Origin of the sequence: Clostridium folliculivorans, from assembly GCF_024341905.1 — a bacterium.
Taxonomy (GTDB): Bacteria; Bacillota; Clostridia; order Clostridiales; family Clostridiaceae; genus Clostridium_AR; species Clostridium_AR folliculivorans.
On the sequence record NZ_BQXY01000004.1, the window covers coordinates 71,040 to 91,697 of the forward strand.

Annotated in this window: 15 protein-coding genes; 3 read left to right on the plus strand and 12 right to left on the minus strand. The window is 31.7% G+C overall.

Annotated elements, in window-relative coordinates; all coding sequences use genetic code 11:
* Positions 1-107: 107 nt before the first annotated feature.
* Positions 108-767 carry a FusB/FusC family EF-G-binding protein gene (locus OCU55_RS13405; protein ID WP_261852819.1) on the minus strand — a complete coding sequence of 220 codons (660 nt, stop codon included), beginning with the start codon at positions 765-767 and terminating at the stop codon, positions 108-110.
* Positions 768-1,584: 817 nt separating this feature from the next.
* Between OCU55_RS13405 and OCU55_RS13410 the strand changes: the two genes are divergently transcribed.
* Positions 1,585-1,878 carry a CD3324 family protein gene (locus OCU55_RS13410; protein ID WP_261852820.1) on the plus strand — a complete coding sequence of 98 codons (294 nt, stop codon included), beginning with the start codon at positions 1,585-1,587 and terminating at the stop codon, positions 1,876-1,878.
* 66 nt (positions 1,879-1,944) lie between these two features.
* On the opposite strand, the gene OCU55_RS13415 is transcribed toward OCU55_RS13410, so the two are convergent.
* From OCU55_RS13415 to OCU55_RS13450, 8 genes are all read right to left on the minus strand, one after another.
* Positions 1,945-3,312, minus strand: coding sequence for a condensation domain-containing protein (locus OCU55_RS13415; protein WP_261852821.1), 1,368 nt, complete (start codon positions 3,310-3,312; stop codon positions 1,945-1,947).
* A 32-nt stretch (positions 3,313-3,344) separates the two neighbouring features.
* Positions 3,345-6,599, minus strand: coding sequence for an FtsX-like permease family protein (locus OCU55_RS13420; protein ID WP_261852822.1), 3,255 nt, complete (start codon positions 6,597-6,599; stop codon positions 3,345-3,347).
* A gap of 1 nt (position 6,600) precedes the next feature.
* The gene (locus OCU55_RS13425; protein ID WP_261852823.1) at positions 6,601-7,305 is read right to left on the minus strand and encodes an ABC transporter ATP-binding protein; all 705 of its coding nucleotides are present in this window, start codon (positions 7,303-7,305) and stop codon (positions 6,601-6,603) included.
* Positions 7,306-7,320: 15 nt separating this feature from the next.
* On the minus strand, positions 7,321-7,863 hold the full coding sequence (locus OCU55_RS13430; RefSeq protein WP_261852824.1) for a 4'-phosphopantetheinyl transferase family protein: 543 nt from the start codon (positions 7,861-7,863) through the stop codon (positions 7,321-7,323).
* Entirely contained in the window at positions 7,860-8,087 is a 228-nt protein-coding gene (locus OCU55_RS13435; protein ID WP_261852825.1) for an acyl carrier protein, read from the minus strand. Before OCU55_RS13435 ends, OCU55_RS13430 begins: the two co-directional genes overlap by 4 nt.
* Positions 8,080-9,783 carry an AMP-binding protein gene (locus OCU55_RS13440; RefSeq protein WP_261852826.1) on the minus strand — a complete coding sequence of 568 codons (1,704 nt, stop codon included), beginning with the start codon at positions 9,781-9,783 and terminating at the stop codon, positions 8,080-8,082. The genes OCU55_RS13435 and OCU55_RS13440 overlap by 8 nt, the downstream gene beginning before the upstream one ends.
* A gap of 384 nt (positions 9,784-10,167) precedes the next feature.
* Positions 10,168-10,353: a hypothetical protein gene (locus OCU55_RS13445; protein WP_261852827.1), complete on the minus strand. Its 186-nt coding sequence runs from the start codon at positions 10,351-10,353 to the stop codon at positions 10,168-10,170.
* Between the two features lie 3 nt (positions 10,354-10,356).
* Positions 10,357-11,937 carry a glycosyltransferase family 39 protein gene (locus OCU55_RS13450; protein ID WP_261852828.1) on the minus strand — a complete coding sequence of 527 codons (1,581 nt, stop codon included), beginning with the start codon at positions 11,935-11,937 and terminating at the stop codon, positions 10,357-10,359.
* Between the two features lie 263 nt (positions 11,938-12,200).
* Here OCU55_RS13450 and OCU55_RS13455 point away from each other — a divergent pair, with 263 nt between their 5' ends.
* Entirely contained in the window at positions 12,201-12,707 is a 507-nt protein-coding gene (locus tag OCU55_RS13455; RefSeq protein WP_261852829.1) for a sterol desaturase family protein, read from the plus strand.
* Between the two features lie 53 nt (positions 12,708-12,760).
* On the opposite strand, the gene ahpF is transcribed toward OCU55_RS13455, so the two are convergent.
* The gene (ahpF, locus tag OCU55_RS13460; protein ID WP_280923802.1) at positions 12,761-14,290 is read right to left on the minus strand and encodes an alkyl hydroperoxide reductase subunit F; all 1,530 of its coding nucleotides are present in this window, start codon (positions 14,288-14,290) and stop codon (positions 12,761-12,763) included.
* Between the two features lie 10 nt (positions 14,291-14,300).
* Entirely contained in the window at positions 14,301-14,864 is a 564-nt protein-coding gene (gene ahpC, locus OCU55_RS13465; protein WP_261852831.1) for an alkyl hydroperoxide reductase subunit C, read from the minus strand.
* A 441-nt stretch (positions 14,865-15,305) separates the two neighbouring features.
* Here ahpC and polC point away from each other — a divergent pair, with 441 nt between their 5' ends.
* Entirely contained in the window at positions 15,306-19,649 is a 4,344-nt protein-coding gene (gene polC, locus OCU55_RS13470) for a DNA polymerase III subunit alpha (RefSeq protein ID WP_261852832.1), read from the plus strand.
* A gap of 269 nt (positions 19,650-19,918) precedes the next feature.
* Here the strand turns inward: polC and OCU55_RS13475 are convergent.
* The coding region (locus tag OCU55_RS13475) for an OmpL47-type beta-barrel domain-containing protein (RefSeq protein WP_427847053.1) at positions 19,919-20,658 on the minus strand (740 nt) is incomplete at its 5' end.

Consider the following 20,658-nt stretch of genomic DNA (forward strand, 5'->3'; position numbering starts at 1 on the left):
GAGGGGAGTGGGGATGGCATTAATTATTGTTTATCATTTTTTAATAAGCACGTGTTAATCATTATAGGTATTATTTAGGTACCCATACAAAACTAAATATGTACTTATCACTTTATATTGTTAACTTCCTTTAAGATATCTTCAAGCTTTTCTATGGATTCTATTCGATCGTTACATTTCTCACTATCCAAACATACAGTAAAGCCTATTGATTTATAGCCACCTTCTGAAGCGTTAGATGTCTTACAGATAGGTGAAACAAAGGCTACTTCATTTTCTACGTGTATACAATTGCATAAAGAACATATATTAGCTTTTTTAGAGTCAGTGCTTGTTATCCTACATGCCATACCTATGAGCTTCTCATCCATATTGTAGGCTACAAATAATTTGTTAGTGGATTTATCAATCCAACCTAAGTATACATTCTTTGAATTTTCTTGATTTAAGTCTGGCAGTTTAAGTTTCTTTTCTTTTTTAAACAATTTACCGATTTGTGCATTTGTGATTACAGGCATACCATACACATATTGATTCAAATCAGATAAATAATTATTGATATAAGATGGATCGGTTATTTTGTTAAGGCTAAGAAGTTCTTTTTCTTCTTCAGTTAAATTGGTAAAAAGATTAAGGATTTTATCCTGTGTATATGATTTAAAAGCATCAATGACATTGCTGTCTGAGCAAGTCTTGTAAGTATTACTTAAGTCATTTAAGCATCTCTTTATATAATTATATTGATGTTTCTTTATAAAAACTTTCATAAAATTCATTACCTCTTTTCTAAAATATATTATTTTTTATCATTAGTTAAGTAAATATAATAGTATTTTTGTTCAACTCTATATAAGAGTAATACTAAAAATCATCATTATTGCTACAAATTAAAGTTTCAATAATCATCTTGAATTAAACGTATGAACTAAATATATGAACTAAATATAGTACACCTATAAAGCTTATGTTAAATCAAAGAGTATAACCTTTATTATATTTCTTTAATAAAATAATAACATGACTTAAAATAAGTGCTCAATCTAATTAATAATTCTGTAATGATTATGAGCATAGAAATATACCTTTAACTATTATCAGCGTACAGTATCTGGTAATGAAGGTAAGGGGTTCGTAAAGTATAAGCAAGACATAGATTGTCTTTTTATATAAAGGTATAAAATTCTGATTGAGAACTTTATAAAAAGACAGTATAATATAGATGTAATTTATTAAGATAATTAGATATGATTATTTATGAAAGGTGTAAATAGTATGATTTACAAACATGAATTGGGATTAAGGAAAACTCCTTGCGAAGGCCATAAAAATTAGATCGGCTATGCTTTGCTTGGAGATTAATTTGTTAAAATAGCTGATGTTGAATTTTGTGGTCTTATTTAAGTTCTTTTTGATTTTCATTAAAGAGCTTTAATTAGCATTCAATTATTCAGCATTGGGTAATTTAATAGATAATTTCATACATTTATTCCTTTATATTAAGAGTAAACTGTTGCAAACATAGCTTTGTAACAGTTTTTTTGGTCTTTGCTTCAACAAAAAATAAATTTTTGGAGGAGTAAAGATATGAAATATAGTAATGCATACAATGTTTTGCCAGATAATATAGTGAAAATTATTCAAGAATATGTGAATGGTGAATATTTATATATACCTAGAAGAGAAGAAGAGCAAAAGAAGTGGGGAGAAAATAGTGGTTCAAGAAGTTCTTTAAAAAGAAGAAATGAAGAAATTTATTTAAGATATATAAGAGGTGCCTCAATTTTAGATTTATCCCAGAAGTTTTATCTTTCAGATAAAAGTATAAGAAGAATTATTGGTCAGCAAAAGAAGATTATGGTTAATACTAATACAGAATGATAAATAAGTTTAAAAGGCCTATAGCTAGATTTGATAAAACAAAAATAGCTACTGGCCTTTATTAATTTAATCGATATTTAGTAATGCATCTATGGTTATATAGGGATTACTTGTTCCAGCTTCAAAGACCTTAAGCATATGAGCATGAAGCTTCTGTATTGTATCAAAAGATATTTTATGAGTTTGATATTCATAGTAAAACTTAAGTGATCCAGTGCCATCTCCATCCATAACTGTCAAGTACAAAGGGTTTGCAGCCGCACCATTACCGTACCACTTTGTTTCGATTTTAACTCCATTAGGAGACACTAATTTTACAGGTTGAAAGGTTAGTGATGTTGAAAAGTATGTGCCGATTTGAGGAATATTGAACAACTCATGCCATAGATCCATAATTTCAAGTGGGCTAATTGATGAATGCCTATAGATTTCATTTTGTTTTTCACTTATGAGTTCACATGCGCCATTAAAGGTGTGAGTGCCATTAAGAATAATCCTTAATGGCATAAAATGAACTCTAGTCCCACCAGAGTTTTTTTCTCTTAATGTACCTCTTCTTGCAACTACTGTGTGTATGCTAATATCATTTTCGTTATTATTTACTTTTGAAAAGTAGTTTGAATACGCTAGTAGCACTAACGATTGCATTGGAAGTTTATTTGAGGTACAAAATTCTTCCATAGAAGCTACTAATTCTTTAGGTACTGACAACATTACATTTTTAGCTTTTGTAAACAAGCTAAATATTTGTGCATAACGTAAATTAGGATTTTTATGTTTTGTACGATATTTTTCAAGCACTGAGGATCCATTTACATCAGTAAATATTGGTTCTGAAATGTTGAGAGTTTCTTTCCAAAACTCAAGATCCTTTTTATAGGTTTCTGTATTTTTATAATCCAAATCTTTTATGAGGAGTTCTTCATAAGAATACAACGGCTTAGGTAAATCAGTATGATTAATCAGTGTATCATATAGTGCTAAAACGTCTTTAAAAAATGTAGTTATTGCCCAAGAATCTAAAATCATATGACTTACTGCAAAGTAAATTCCACACCTTCCATCAAAGGAATGAAACATGTATACTTTACTAAGTTGTTTTCCAAAACCAGTTATTGGTTTGCTAGCAATTTTATATAATTTATCTTCCATTTGTTCTAGAGACTTGCCTCTAAAGTCTAGATAATCTATATATGGTTCTTCATTTTCCAGGAAATATTGTTTAACTTCCTTATCTAATTTTATAAGCCTAACTCTTAAGGAATCATTTCTTTCATATGCTTTTTGTATAGCCTTCCTTAATATCTCAAAATCAAGCTCTGTATCCATCAATATTGATGTGCAGACATTATTCACTTGTTTATGAAGAGTATACTTTTGGCTGAGAAGTAATATTTTTTGAGCTGCACTTAAATCATAATATTTTTTTTCCATACTTTCCTCCAAGTCTAAGATGTGATGATAACTTACTCTATTGACTTCAGAGACTCAACCATTGGGATATTTGTTAATCTTCTATACATAAAGATATTTACTAGAATAACAAAACCTAATGTAATCAAGAATGAATATAGAAAACTGATTCCATTAATGTGATTTCCAAACATTATTCCATCTTGTTCAATGGAAACCATTATGAATCTGTGAAGAATTATGCCTATGATAAGGCCTATACCAGAACCTATAATGGAAAGTATCATATTCTCTCTGTATACATAAGATGAAACCTCATTATTGTAAAATCCCAATACCTTAATGGTAGCTATTTCTCTGATTCTTTCACCAATGTTAATGTTAGTAAGATTGTAAAGAACTACAAATGCTAACAACCCTGCAGACATAATTATGACAATAACAATGTTATTTAGTATTTTTACAGTATCATTAAATTTATCAGCTGCGGAAGAATAAAATTCAACAGATGCGACGCTGCCGTCTTTAATCAGTAAGCTTCCTAAAGTACTTTCTGCATCAGCACTAGTTTTATTTAGTTTAATCATAAGATTATTTGTTTTTGGAGCTAGACGGTAAATTTCCTTATAGTATTCTGCTGACATATATGCATAATGGAATACATAGTTTTCAGTAATTGCTGAAATCTCTACTTTTTTTGTAGCGCCATCGCCATTGTCTAGTTCTATAGCATCTCCTATATGAACATTTAGCTCTTTTGCTAGCTTTTCATTAATAATAACTCCTTTTTCAGGAATGATTATTGGCTTTTGAGTAGTTCTTTCTCTTAAAGTAATATAGTTTCTAAATTTGTAATTATCACTTGGAACAGTGAGGGTAAGAGAAATATCATCCTTACCATTTTTAACCTTAGCATTTAATTCAGTACCTGGAAGATAGGACTTTACATTACTATTAATTTTAAGGGTGTCCATTACACGAGACTGATCATCTTCGGTGGAGCCTGGCTTATAGTTCATGTTCAAGTCATAAGTAAATATCTCTTTGTATTGTTTGTTTACAATCTGACTTATAGAATTACTTAAACCAAATCCAGCAAGTAGTAGAGCAGAACAACCTGCAATACCAATTATAGTCATGAAAAAGCGCTTTTTATATCTAAATAGATTACGTGCGGTAACCTTTTGAGAGAAGGATAATCTCTTCCAAATAGGAGAAATTCTTTCGAGAAAAATTGTTTTTCCTGGCTTTGGTGATTTAGGGAGCATAAGTAGTGCTGGAGTTTCTCTTAATTCTTTGTAGCAGGCTCCTAGTACTGAAAGGGTTGTCACTAAAACACCTATAAGAACACTAATAACCATCAATGGAATTTGAGTAACGGTTCTAAGAGGAGGAAGTGTATACATCATCGACCAAGCGTTATAAATAACTGATGGGAAAATATTCATTCCTAAGGAAAGTCCTAGTACACCTCCTAGAAAGCTTGCAATTGCTGCATATAGTACATATTTTAGTGCTATTGATTTATTGCCATATCCAAGAGCTTTATAGGCACCAATAGTTCCTCTTTGCTCATCAACCATTCTTGTCATTGTAGTAAGGCATACTAAACTGGCTACTAAAAAGAAAAAAACAGGAAATATCTTTGCTATAGCATCTATTCTATCGGCTGTTTTCTCATAGTCTACATAGCTATAGTTAAAGTTTCTATCTAGCACATACCATTGAGGTTTTGATATCTTATCTATTTCATCCTCAGCACGAATTATCTTTTCTTGACCTTCATCGAGTTTCTTTTGACCATCAGCTTTTTCTTTTTCAAGTTCAGCTTTTCCGTTTTCGTAAGCTGTTGTTCCTTGGTTTAACTGTCGCTCAGATGAAGCGAATTGAGCATTGGCTTGTTTTTTTCCAGCTTCAAGACTTTTCTTGGCAGCTGCAAGTTCAGCTGATTTTTGATCTAATTCTTTTTTTGCACTGTCAAGTTCTGATTTAGAGCGCGTTACTTGTCCTTGAGTATAATCATTAAGTTCATTAAGTGGGTTTATTCCTAAATCCATAATTGAAAGAAAAGCTTTATAAAATTGAATAAGTTGTGTTAAAGATTGTTTATCTCCTTCAGAAACAGTAGGGTCATTCAAGCTTTTATTGAGTTGTTGGATTTGAGTATTAGCTTGGCTACGAAGATCATTTACTTCTTGTGTTGCCTTGTTCAAATTGTCTATATCCTTACCATGTTCTGACAGAGCTTTATTATATTCAGCAAGGCCTTGCTCATATTTAAGCCTACCTTGTGCTAACTGTATTTCACCGTCAGAAATTTGTTTCGAAGCCTGAGTATAGTTATTAAGAAAGTTTTTTCTTTCTGTTTCAAGTTTTGCTTTTCCTGCAACCAACTTCATCTGAGCTTCATTTAAATCCTCTTCTGCTTTTTTAATTTTATCTATAAAAAGTTGTTTTTGTGCATCGAATTCCCTCTTATTTCTTTCCAGTTCATCCATCGCCATTTTTTTTACTTCATCAAGTCTGATTATACTTCTGTCTGCACCTAAATTTTCAAGTGGTGTGACTACTTTTGATATAAGGTTTTTGTACTCAGGACTAAAGGAATTTAATTGTTTAGCATTTTGAACTATGACTAGTGCTTCTGTATAAACTGGTAAAGTAAAGTCTTTATCTAAAACCATCATGAAAAAGTTGACTTTTCCACTTCCAATTTCTGAAGAACCTTTTTCAAAAGAAAGATAATAAGGAGTTATTGCTTTACCAACTATTTTAAATTCATCTGTAATTAAAGTTCCATCAGTAATTGATTTGGTTTTTCCGGAGCTTACCTTAATTGTATCGCCAATAGAAAGACCAGAATCTAATATAGATGAAGAGTCTTCAATTATACATTCACCAGATTTTTCAGGGTATCTTCCTTCTGTTAGTTTAATGGCATTAATGTATTTGTTGTCTGAATTGTAGATTTTATCAGAAGGTAGGCTATGCACTGTAAAAACAAATTCAGTTGAATTAATGGTACTAACCACATCTGTAAAATAACCAGGCTGAACAGCTTCAACCTTAGAGGTAGTGCTGATTGCATTTATATCATCATTTGTAAGTCCAAGGGTTGACATTATGCGAATATCCATGAAATTATATTTGTCGTAGTATAGATCCATTGAGTTCTTCATATCAGGAGATGTGGCTTTTATTCCTGCAAAAAAGGCAACTCCGATAAATACTATAGCAAAAATAGAAATAAATCTACTTAGTGATCTTCGGACTTCACGAAAGAAATCTTTCCATAATGCAGTCTTCATATTACCATTCCACCTTTTCTACATCCATAGGTAATTGATTTTGTGTGATTGATTCAACCTTTCCACTTTTTACTTTAATGACCTTATCACCAACAGCGGTAAGTGCAAGATTATGAGTAATAATTACTACTGTCATTCCGGTATTTCTACATGTATCTTGAAGTAGTTTGAGAATAGCCTTACCAGTTTTGTAATCTAGAGCTCCTGTTGGTTCATCACAAAGCAGTAGTTTGGGATTTTTAGCTAAGGCTCTTGCTATTGCAACTCTTTGTTGTTCACCACCGGAAAGCTGAGCAGGAAAATTAATTTTACGGTCATCAAGACCAACATCCGAAATAACTTTATCAATATCCAAAGGATTTTTACTTATTTGAGAAGCTAATTCTACATTCTCTTTAGCAGTAAGGTTAGGAACTAAGTTGTAGAATTGAAATACAAATCCTACATCATGTCTCCTATAAGTTATTAATTCCTTTGTGGAATAACGACTTATATTAGCACCATCAACAAATATTTCCCCAGAAGAAAGGTTATCCATTCCCCCTAAAATATTAAGAATGGTACTTTTTCCTGCACCACTTGCACCTGCAATAATCACAAATTCACCTTTATTGATTGAAAAATCTACTCCTGATAGAGCCTCAATTTCTATTTCACCCATTTTGTATACTTTTTTTACATTCTTAAATTCAATAAAATTATCCATATTTCACTTCCTTTCCTATATGTTTAAATAACAAACTGCTGTTATAAACTCATTAGTATCTTCTATTAAATGAAATCTGCACTCTGATAAATTGGACAATATTTGTCCATCAGGATAGATTTCAAAGTTGATATCTTTCATAGGATGAGAAAGGCCTTTACCTATAGCTTTAATGTAGCTTTCTTTTAAAGTCCAAAATTTAAAAAACACTCTGTCTGGATTTGATGAAGAATATATTTTTTTAATTTCTTCAGTAGTACATACTTTTTTGGCAGCATAAGGGTTGAATATGCGAATTTTTTCCACATCAATTCCAACTGCATAAGTATCAGAAATTACGCATGCTATGCAGTTAAAACTATGACTGATATTAAAATGAATATTAGGATGATTTTTAAGGCTAGGTTTGCCCCATGGATTTAAGGTTAAAGGTTCATCTCTATATTTGATTGATTTTTCCTCTTGTAAGGCATAGGTAAGTAATTTTTGTCCTAAAAGATGAGATATATTAGAGTGAATTTCATAGGTTTGAATTTTTAAAGTACATGTATATATCATAGCAATTTGTTATTTAAGTATTTAATTAATTCTCCTACAGTGTCTAGGTTTCTAATTTCTCTATCTGGAATTTCTATACCTAAGTCACTTTCTATTTTTCCGATTATACCCACAATGTCATAGGAGGTAAGATGAAGATCACTAATGAAATTAGTATCTTCTGTAATGAGACTTTCATCTACATCTGCAAATTCTTGAATAGTTCTTATGATCAAGTTAAGCATTTTCAGCACTCCTCTCTAAAACTAAAGCTCTTTTTATTTTTCTTGTAGTTGTTTTTTCAAATTCGGACTCACTAACTAAAATATTTGTTATTCTTTTATATACGGGAAGGTTTCTATTTAGAAGCCTGATGTCTTGATTTAATTTATCTTTTATATCAATATTAGCTAATTTTATAAAATCTTCATCAACATATACACAAGCTGTGATACATTCTTCATTGCTTTCAGATATAGTAGATGAATAAACTACTACTTCTTTAACATAAGATAGATTTTTGCTAATTATATCTTCTATCTCTTCAGGATGAACATTTTTACCGTTAGGTAAGATAATTAGATTTTTCTCTCTTCCACATATATATAAAAAGTTTGAATTATCAAGATAACCTAGGTCTCCTGTTTTGAACCAACCATCTTCAGTGAAGGAAAGTTTTGTGCTTTCTGGATCATTGTAATATCCAAGCATTACGTTATCGCCTTTTACTTGAATTTCTCCATAGCCATTTTCATTAGGTGTACTAATTCTAACTTTGCAACCAGGCATAACACGACCTACGGATCCTGTTTTTTTCCACATGTAAGAGTTGGTGGCAACAAGAGGACCGCATTCAGTTATACCATATCCATTAAGAATTTCTATACCCATAGAGTCAAAGGATTCAATGATGTCTAAGCGTAAAGGTGCTCCTCCACATACTATTTGACATAAATTTCCTCCGAAGTTATCTAAAACAGGCTTAAATAGTTTTCTTCTTAAATCAATACCGAGTTTTCTAATGACATTACTAAATTTTATACCATATTTTAAATGTGCTTCTAAACCAGTTCTTTTAGCCTCTTTCCAAATATTCTTATGCATGGATTCTAAAAATATGGGAACCATCAAACTCATATTTGGTTTAAAGAGTTTCATATTATCCATTACCCTTTTTAAACTATCATTAAAGCATATAGTTATTCCGCTATAAAGTCCACCTAGGATATGACAGCTACATTCATAAGTATGATTAATTGGAAGTACTGAAAAGCTAACACCTTTTGCTTCAATAAGAGAAAGCGAGCCATATACAACAGCCATAATGTTCTTATGACTTAGCATGACACCTTTGTTTGCTCCAGTGGTTCCAGAAGTGAAAACTACTTCACACATTGATTCTGTGTCAATGGGAGTATCTAAATATTCTCTGTTGCCGTTTTCAACTAATTCTTTACCTTCTTCAATGAGTTTATTTAGTGAAAGAAACTCTGGATAATCCTGTTTGGGATTAATGATAATACAGTCTTTTATATTTGGGCATTGGGTGAGGATATATTGCATTGATGAAGCGAAGGTGTTTGAGCATATGATTACATCAGTATCACTTTTTATAAGAAGCTTAATAATATCTTCATCAGTTAATTCCTTATCTAGAGGAATAACAATACCTAAGCCGTTTATTATAGAAAGATAGCTGACCACCCAAGCATATGAGTTTTCTGATAAAATAGCAAAATGATAACCGTGCATATGCATATGCATAAGCTTAGTGCCTAGGCTATTTACATCACTTTCTAGTTGATTGAAAGAATATTTGGTGATTTGTTTATGAGGTTTGATTTCTTCATAAGCAATTTGATCAGTATAAAGTTTACTAGACCTTCTCAGGAGTACCCTAATATCCCGCAAAGGTTCAGATTTGTAAAATTTTTTGGACATACATAATATCCTCCTAGTTTTATTACTTTTAGGGTAAGAGATAATATTTAATATTTTTAAATGGTATAAAATATTAAATCACTTTAGTTAGAGAGTTGAAATAGCCTGTTTATAAAAGCATAGAAGACTTATTAAGAATTGTTTGTAATCATAGGATTCTGTCATATAAACTTAATTCATGACCATTGGAAAAGCATACGCTTATAACCTAAAGGTATGCATGAATTGATAGTTAAACATAAAACCCTATAGTATTCATATAGCGGTAGATAAAGATATATATGATTATAAAATTATTTTAATTACATTATTTTTAATGTCTTATTAATATAATTTATAGTATAAAACTAAAGCCTCTAGCAAAAATTGCTAGAGGCTTTAGTTTTAGTTATGAGGTCCATTAAATTTAGAGGATGGATCATTATTAAAACCATTTCCACCGTTCAGCCCTGGATTAGTACTGGTATTTGTTATTTTTTGAGCATTAATCGCTTCACAAGATATAAGCGGTAAGGAGCAAATAAGTAAAAGGACAATCTTAAATAGACTATTATATAGTTTCTTCCTCATATTTCATGGTCTCCTTTTAATTGATAAAATACGTTTTACTATGTTGTTTTCTAAAAAGAAGTCGTAAGTATCTTTAAAGCCCATATAAGATAAAACTATTAACAATGGGTAAACTGGATATATATATCTGGATTTTATCTCCCATAGTATATAAAATCCGATAAATCCTAATATCACTAAGACTAAGAATACTTCCTCATATCTTTTGCTTTGTATTGAACTTATTAATCTAATAAGGATAAAGCAATACATCAAAAAGTTCATTACATACAGTATTAAAAGCAAGGAGCATCTGTATGGTGAATTACCTTTAAACAAGTCTGTTGCAAAGGTAGTATAGCTATAACCACTCATCATACTCATTCTTTGATTTTGGCTTGTGGTTCCTCCATCACCAATGCCATATCTATCAATTTGATAGGTTCCTTCCGTCCAAGTCCATACAATTTTCTTATAATACATGGTTACTAAATCACTGAAGGTCGCATTGGATAATTTATTTTCAATTGACTGTTTATATAACTCAATACTTTGTTCTTTATTATAATTTGCTTGTCGTTGATATATATTATAACTTTGCATATTGTCCCAAAAACCAAACCTGTCCATATTAATTCCCATGTTTAGCCACATATAGACCGGTGCAGAATTGATAGTAACAGATTCACTAACGATATTTGTTAATTGAAGAGCTATATTTTGAGTCCAACTTGGTATGTTGAATAATGAAATTATTATTAATAGGGCTGTTGCAACTTTTTTTAAGCCTAATTTCTTTGAGCTCAGCAAAATATAGATAATCGCAGCTATGAGATAAACAACTCCTATTCCTCTTAAGTAATTACCCATCGATAAAAGTATGGAGGAAATAATGATGTGTTTGATAGTTTTTTCTCTTACAAATCTAATTATAAAATATATAGTACTAGTTAATAAGGATGTTCCTATAATGTCATTATATATGAAGTTACTCATCAGTAATGTTGGAATATAAAAAGCACCAAATACTAAAACACCGTAGTCATTTTCTTTTGATTTATAATTAATTTGCTTGTATATTAAGTAAATCATTAAAGTCGTAACAAGAGTAAAGAATATATTAAATATCTTTATAACAAGATAATTATCTGGAAATATAGCTAATAAAGTTTTTAAATACAATACTATGGAGTAGTTAAATGGAAACATATAAAGATACCCACCAGCCTGGAATGAAGAATAATCATTGTTATATAGCATGTTTAAGGCTAATGAAAGTACTGTTTGAGAATCAGCTGTAGGTAAAACTGTAAATTCAAATATAATACCTAGTTGCACAAGAAAGGATAGTAATAAGATAATTGGAATTACTACTTTTTTACTATACCTGTTGAGTTTTAAGCACAGTTTATATAATGCTATATTCAATAGAATTAGCCCTGCTATAACGATAATAAAAATACTAATGGTCTGTCTTTCTAAAATAGGGTTATCTCCATATACAGAAAAACTATATTTTGCTCTAATAAAAAATGAAGATATTATAAATATTCCTAGAAAGAAAGCAAGTATTAAATATAATCCCTTTTTAAAAAACACTATCATATTAAACCTCCTTTTAGATGTTAACTATATGCAGTATAAGGTGGATACCTTAAATAAAGCATAAAAAATATATATTCAATATATACTTTTTATGCTTATTCACAAATATTATAGCTATAACTTATAGTATAAATATAAATACAATGTTTGGTAAGTAGTTACTATTAACAAATTTTTAAAAATAGTTTATAATAAATGGTGTGAGAATTATTATCATTTGCGTAGTCTTAGAGTATTCTAATCCACAAAAAGGAGGCTAGATTTTGTACGAGATAAAAGAATTATCTAGTTTAATTATATTAGTAATGACTATAATATTAGGCTTGTTATATTCTTCTTTAGTTGAATATTGTCTTCATAGGTTTCTACTTCACAATTCTTATGAGCAAGAACATGTGAAAGTTCATCATAAAGTATTTCATGGAATAGATTCCTATGAACTTGAAGTGATAGATAAGGAAACAGTTCTATCAAGCTTAGGTGAAATTTTAAGAAATATAGTACTGTATCTTCCAGTAGCTATTGCAATATTTATGAAAAGTAGGGTTTTTGGAGTTTTGTTTCTTATAGTGTGTATTGTTTACAACCTATGGGAGGAATTTGTGCATTATTATTTTCACAAAAAGAACAAGAAGTTATTTGTATTTAAACTTAAGTTGTTTAAGAAATTAAAGGAGCATCATAGAATACATCATTATATGTATGGATATAATTTTGGAATTGGAACTAGCTTCTGGGATGTTATGTTTAGAACTATAAAAAAGGTATAGATAAAGATAAAAAATCGCTGAAGAAAGTTACTTCAGCGATTTTTTGATTAATATTAATTTCTTATTAGGTAATCGAATGCTCCTAGAGCTGCATTTGCGCCTGAGCCCATAGAAATAATTATCTGTTTATAAGGGCTGTTTGTGCAATCTCCAGCAGCAAATATTCCAGGTACGTTTGTAGCACCATGATTATCAACAATTATCTCACCTATGCGGTTACGTTCAATTGTATCACCTAACCAATCTGTATTTGGTACAAGACCAATTTGAACAAATACTCCTTGTAACTCAATATGCTTAACTTTTTGAGTATCGCGTTCAATGTAAGTAATGCCATTTACCTTATCAGTACCAGTGATTTCTTTTGTTTGAGCATTCTTTATAACAGTTACATTTTTCAAGCTATAAAGACGTTCTTGAAGTACAGCATCAGCTTTTAGTTCTGGTAGGAATTCTAAAACAGTTACATGATTTACAACTCCTGCAAGATCAATGGCTGCTTCGATACCAGAATTGCCTCCTCCAACTACTGCTACATGTTTTCCTTTGAATAAAGGAGCGTCACAATGAGGGCAATATGCTACGCCTTTTGTTTTGAACTCATTTTCTCCAGGAACATTAACATTACGCCAACGAGCACCTGTTGAAATTATTACAGCTTTACTCTTTAAAATAGCACCATTTTCAAGTTCTACTTCTATTAAATCCTTTTTTGTTAATCCTTTTACTCGCTGTAAATTCATGATATCAACATCATATTCCTTTACATGTTCTTCAAGGCTTGCTGCAAGCTTAGGACCTTCGGTATATTTTATACTTATAAAGTTTTCAATTCCTACAGTATCCATTACTTGACCTCCGAAACGTTCAGCAACGATTCCTGTACGAATTCCTTTACGTGCTGCGTAAATGGCTGCACTTGCTCCTGCTGGGCCACCTCCAACAACAAGAATATCGTAAGGCTCTTTGTTACTGAATTCTGATGGATCTTGAGTAGTACCAAGCTTTGCAAGAATTTCTTCCACAGTCATACGTCCGCTGCCAAAGAATTCACCATTTAAGAACACTGATGGGACAGCCATTATATTTTTGCTTTCCACTTCCTCTTTGAAAGCTCCACCATCAATCATTGTATGGGTAATGTTAGGGTTAAGAATACTCATTAGATTTAATGACTGAACTACCTCTGGACAATTGTGGCATGTTAAACTGATGTAAGATTCAAAATTGTATTGTCCTTTAAGGTTTTTAATTTGATCAATTGTTTTTTGGTCAACCTTTGGAGGTCTTCCGCTAACTTGTAATAAAGCTAACACCAATGAAGTAAACTCATGGCCTAAAGGAATACCGGCAAAAATTACTCCTGTGTCTTCGCCCATACGATTGACACTAAAGCTAGGTGTTTTTGGTAATCCTACTCTCTCTACTTTGATTTTTTGTGACATAGAGGCTAGTTCATCTACTAGTGAAATCATGTCATTTGATATATTATCAGATCCTGCACTGATTTTAATAAGGACATCGCCCTCCATTAATTGAAGATATTGGGCTAATTGACCTTTAATATCGGAATCAAGCATAATTAGCTTCTCCTTAAATCTTTCCTACAAGATCAAGACTTGGTTTAAGTGTTTCAGAACCTTCTTTCCATTTTGCAGGACAAACTTCACCAGGATTATTTCTAACGTATTGAGCGGCTTTAATTTTATTAACAAGAATGCTTGCATCACGACCTATACCACCAGCGTTTATCTCAAGAGCTTGAATAACACCATCTGGATCTATTATAAAAGTACCACGATCAGCTAAACCATCTGCTTCGATTAATACATCAAAATTACGTGATACAGTATGTGAAGGATCTCCTATCATAGTATAAGTAATTTTCTTGATAGTATCTGAAGTGTCGTGCCATGCTTTGTGAGTAAAATGAGTATCGGTTGAAACTGAATATACTTCAACTCCTAGTGACTTTAAAGTTTCATAGTTATCTTGTAAGTCCTCTAATTCAGTTGGACATACAAATGTAAAATCTGCAGGGTAGAAACAAACTACACTCCACTTTCCTTTAAAATCTGCTTCAGTAACGTCTATAAACTTACCGTTTTGATAAGCTGATGCTTTGAATGGTTTTACTTCTGTTCCTATTAGTGACATAATAAAAATACCTCCTAAATTTGGTTTTATAATTAAAATTGGATTTTATATACATATTGTAATTGGTTCTAAGTAATAATAATTATTACTTGATATTAATTATAAAACTAAACAATTATTTGTCAATAGTTTTGTATAAATTTTCTTAATTTATTCCATGGACTATTTAACCCAAGGTTAGTATGCCCATTAATAAATAACTAACAATTGAAGTAAGATGATTATAGGTATGTAATAAAAGATAAATTTCAATTAGAGATGATTAATTTTTATAAAGATTGCATTTGTTATATATTGTTTATAATTAAAGATATAAAGTGTAAGTATAGAAGATTTTAAATAAGGAATTTGAATATAGATATTATTTCTACATGACAGAGAATAAGTCTTTTTATATAATAATAAGGTACTAAAAGTTTTGAAGAGGGGTTAAAGTATACCATGAAAAGAATAAATGAAATTTTTAGTGACTATGAAACAAGTGGTAACATAAATACTGCTATTGTAGAATCAGTAGTCTTAAGTAAGAAAAGTAAACGGCTGGAGATGAAAATCAGCTCAGATAAATATATTGAAGTAAATGAATTTGAAAGACTTAATAAATTTATAAAGAAAAGATTCTCTTTAAATGATTCTATAATTTCTGTTAATTATGCTGATGGAACGGATAAAAAGCCAATAGAACAGGAAATTAGGAATATCATTCTCCTTATGGCAGATAAGCATCCTATGCTGAAGACAATTATAAATAACAGTGAATATAATGTGAATGAGAATACCATACATTTTGATTTTAAAATTGCAGCATCAGGTTTTTTAAAAGCTATGAGTTATGATAAGCAGCTTCGTGAGGCTATAAAGTCTCTTTACGGTACTACATATAATATAAAATTTGTTGATAAGGTAAATAATGAAGATTTAATTCTTCATGAGGAAGCACGTGAAAAAGAAATGTTAGCTGCTATAAAACAAATTAAAACTGAACAAAGCAATAATGCGCCTAAAGAAGCTCCGGCTAAAAAAGAAGAAGTAAAAGAGGAATCGGATGGGAAGAAAGGGGATCCGTTTGTAATCCTAGGAAGAAGCTCTAAGATTAAGGACCCTGTGATAAAAATAACTGATATTACGCCGGATGAAGGAAGAATAGCTTTAGAAGGTGAAATATCTAATATAGAAGCGAAGGAATTAAGAAGTGGAAAGACACTGGTGTCTTTTGATTTATACGATGGTTCTAGTTCTATGACCTGTAAGTCTTTCTTAAAACCAGGAGAATATGAGGTTGTACTATCAAGGCTAAAAAAAGCAAAGGGTGTCAGACTGGTTGGAAGTGCAAGCTTTAGTAAGTTCTCTGGTGAAGTTGAGATGATTGCCAATATTATAATTGAAACTCAAGGTATTAAGAGAGCTAAGAGGATGGATAATGCGGAAGTTAAGAGAGTAGAACTTCATATGCATACACAGATGAGCCAAATGGATGCTATGAACAGTGCCACTGATTTAATAAAGAGAGCTATGAGCTGGGGCATGAAGTCAATTGCCATAACAGATCATGGAGTAGTGCAGGCTTTTCCAGAAGCTCATAAGCTCCTAGGAAGAAATAATCCTGATATGAAGGTTCTATATGGGGTGGAGGCTTATCTAGCTCCAGATAAAAAGCCGTCTGTAACAAATCCAAAAGGACAAAATATTGATACCATCTATTGTGTGTTAGATCTAGAAACTACAGGTTTTTCCCCAGTAACTGAAAAAATTACTGAAATAGGAGTAATGAAATATCAAGGTGGTAAGGTAATAGACCAATTCAGCTGCTTTGTAAATCCTGAGAAACCAATTCCTGAAAGGGTTATTGAGGTTACCAATATAACTGATGATATGGTAAAAGACGCAGAAACCATAGAGAAGGTTTTTCCTAAGTTATTGGAGTTTATCGAGGGAAGTGTTTTGGTAGCTCATAATGCTGGATTTGATGTTGGTTTTCTAAAGCATAATGCAAAGGTATTAGGCTATGACTTTGATTTTACATATTTAGATACCTTATCTCTTGCTCAAGCACTTTTCCCTGAGTATAAGAGTTATAAGCTGGGGAGGATTGCTAAAAACCTTGGCATAAAAGTAGAAGTTGCTCACAGAGCATTGGATGATGTAGATACTACAGTAAAGGTTTTTGAGGTAATGCTTGAAGTGCTAAGGGAAAGAGGCGCAACAACTATCGAAGATATAGACTTATATGGTTCTGATGAAGAATCTAAAAAAGAAGAGTATAAAAAGCTGAGAACACATCATGCAATAATATTTGCAAAAGATTATGTGGGTCTAAAGAACTTATATAGGCTTGTATCCTACTCTAGTTTAGATTATTTTTATAAAAAGCCGCGTATATTAAAAAGCATGTACAAAAAATATTCAGAAGGCTTAATTATAGGCAGTGCCTGCAGTGATGGTGAGTTATATCAAGCAATACTTCTTGGAAGATCTGATGAGGAAATCGAAGCTATTGCAGAAGAATATGACTATTTAGAAATTCAGCCTATAGGAAACAATGACTATTTAGTGAGAAACGGGCAGGTACCTGATAGAAATTATCTAAAGGAAATAAATAAAAAAATTGTTGCCCTTGGTGAAAAGCTTAATAAGCTTGTAGTAGCTACAGGAGATGTGCATTTCATGGATCCTGAGGATGAGATATACAGACGTATACTTGAAGCAGGACAGGGCTTTAAGGATGCAGATAATCAAGCACCGCTATATCTGAGAACAACCGAAGAGATGCTTAAGGAATTCGACTATTTAGGAAAAGTAAAGGCGTATGAAGTAGTAGTTACAAATACTAATAAAATTGCTGATATGTGTGACCCTATAAGTCCAATATCTCCAGATAAGGCAACTCCACATATAGATGGTTGTGAGCAGACTATAAAGGACATTACTTACGAAAAGGCTAATGAACTATATGGAGATCCCCTTCCTGAATTAGTTGAGCAAAGGCTAGAGAAAGAGCTAGATTCTATTATTAAAAATGGATTCTCAGTTATGTATATAATAGCTCAAAAGCTAGTTTGGAAATCTAACGAAGATGGATACTTGGTTGGTTCCAGAGGTTCTGTTGGTTCTTCTGTTGTTGCATACATGACTGGTATAACAGAAGTAAATGCATTACCTCCTCATTATAGGTGTCCAAAATGTAAGTATTCTGATTTTGAGGATCATGGATTTAAGAATGGTTTCGATTTGCCGGATGAAGTTTGTCCTGTTTGTGGGGAGCAACTTGCCAAGGATGGAATAGATATTCCCTTTGAAACCTTCCTTGGCTTTAACGGAGATAAAGAACCAGATATAGACTTAAACTTTTCAGGTGAATATCAAGCAAAAGCTCATAAATATACTGAAGTTATCTTTGGAAAAGGAACAACTTTTAAAGCTGGAACTATTGGTACTATTGCTGAAAAAACAGCCTTTGGATATGTAAAGAAGTATTTTGATGAAAAGAATATGACAGTAAGTAAGGCTGAAATTATGAGAATCTCCAAAGGTTGTACAGGAATAAAAAGAACTTCAGGACAGCATCCAGGAGGAATTATCGTTGTACCTAAGGGAAGAGAAATTTTTGAATTCTGTCCAGTTCAACATCCTGCTGATGATCCGAACTCGGATATTATAACAACACATTTTGATTATCACTCAATTGATCAGAATCTATTAAAGCTAGATATACTTGGGCATGATGATCCGACAGTTATAAGAATGCTTCAAGATATAACTGGAGTAGATCCAAAAACAATACCGATGGATGAGAAGAAAACTATGTCTATATTCTCATCTACTGAAGCACTAGGAGTAACACCACAGCAGATAAATTCTAAGGTGGGGACCTTTGGTATTCCTGAGTTTGGTACTAAGTTCGTAAGAGGAATGCTTTTAGATACTATGCCAAAAGCTTTTACAGATCTGATATGTATATCAGGATTATCACATGGTACTGACGTATGGCTTGGAAATGCTAAAGACTTAATTGATCAAGGAGTAGTAACTTTAAGTGAAGCAGTATGTACGAGAGATGATATCATGATTTATCTTATTAAAAAAGGTCTTCCTCCAAACACTGCCTTTAAGATAATGGAAACAGTGCGTAAGGGTAAGGCATTAAAGGATTCTAAATGGCCAGAATATGAGGCTCTCATGAGGGAATGTCAAGTTCCTGAGTGGTATATAGATTCTTGTAGAAAGATAAAATACATGTTCCCTAAGGCCCATGCAGCGGCTTATGTAATGATGGCTTTCAGAATAGCCTGGTTTAAAGTTCATATACCTAAAGCTTATTATGCGGCTTTCTTTACTATCAGAGCAAAGGCTTTTGATGCAGAGTTTATGATATTTGGAAAAGAAAGAGTTAAGGCTAAGATGAAGGAAATTGAAATGCAAGGCATTCAAGCAGCTCCTAAAGATAAAGATATGTATGATGATTTAGAATTGGTTTTGGAAATGTATGAGAGAGGCCTTAAGTTCCTTCCAATTGATTTATATAAGTCTCACTCTACAAATTTTATTGTAGAAGAAGAGGGGATAAGACCTCCTATAAATAGTATATCCGGTATGGGAAATGTAGCGGCAGAAGGAATATACAATGCAATACAAGAGGCAATAAAAGAAGATACACCGATAAATTCTATAGAAGATTTAAAGAAACGTGCTAAAATAGGTAATTCAGCTATAGATTCACTTAGAAAGTTTGGATGTTTAAACGGTCTTCCTGAAAAAGATCAGTTGAGCTTCTTTGATTTGATTTAATAGATGAAATATTTAAGTTAAGTGGTTTTTTACTGCTTACTCTTAAAAAGCTGTTAAAGTAGTTGAAATTATGAAATTTAGCTAACTTGAAAGTTTTTATAAGTTTATATAGTAAAAAGGCCTCAGGGATTTCCTGGGGCCTTTTCATTCTATGAGAAAAGTGATATTAATTCGATTGAAAAATAATAATTCAACATAATTTATAGTTAGCTTGTGTAAAGTTAAAATCCCTCTGCTATTTACAGAGGGATTAAAAGTTTTAAGAAAAGTTATTTTTGAACTTTAACAGTGGTTTGACCTATAACCAAATAGCCATTAATATAACAACGGAATTCAATAACAACTTCCGAAGAAGACCAAGAAAAATCAGAACGTTCAAATTTAAATTGACCGATTTTTGCTTGATTGTAGTATCCGTTATTGCTATTAAGTGCGCTTACACCGTTAGCTTTTGCAGTATTAAGATCTAATCCGCAAGTGGAATATCCTGTTGGAAGATCAACACGAACAGTAAATACTCCATTATTTCCTTTAATGACTTTAGATGTTACTTCAATGTTTGCTGGAATGTAAACTACAAATTGTCTTTCTATTGTATAGCTATTGCCAGCCGCATCGGTTGCAGTTATAACAACCTTATAAACTCCAGGCTTATCGAGGTTAAGAGTCGAACCATTATTCATGATTACTCCAGTAGTTTGATTTGGTGCGAAAACCAACATTTTTTCACTAGCTATACCGGAAAGATTATCTGATACATTATAATTTAGCTGAAGTAATGTACCAAGCTTATATTCTCCACTTAATAACATCGATAATGTTGGAATAGTTTTATCAATTTTCACATAAGCAGTTTTAGCTGATTCAATGTTTCCTGCTGCATCTACTGAGTAGAAGGAAACTGTATGAATTCCTTCGGTTTGTATTGTAAATGAAGTACCTTCGATGTAATCAGAACCATCAATTGAATAGAAAGTTCTAGCAACCACACTTTGTGAATCAGTAGCAT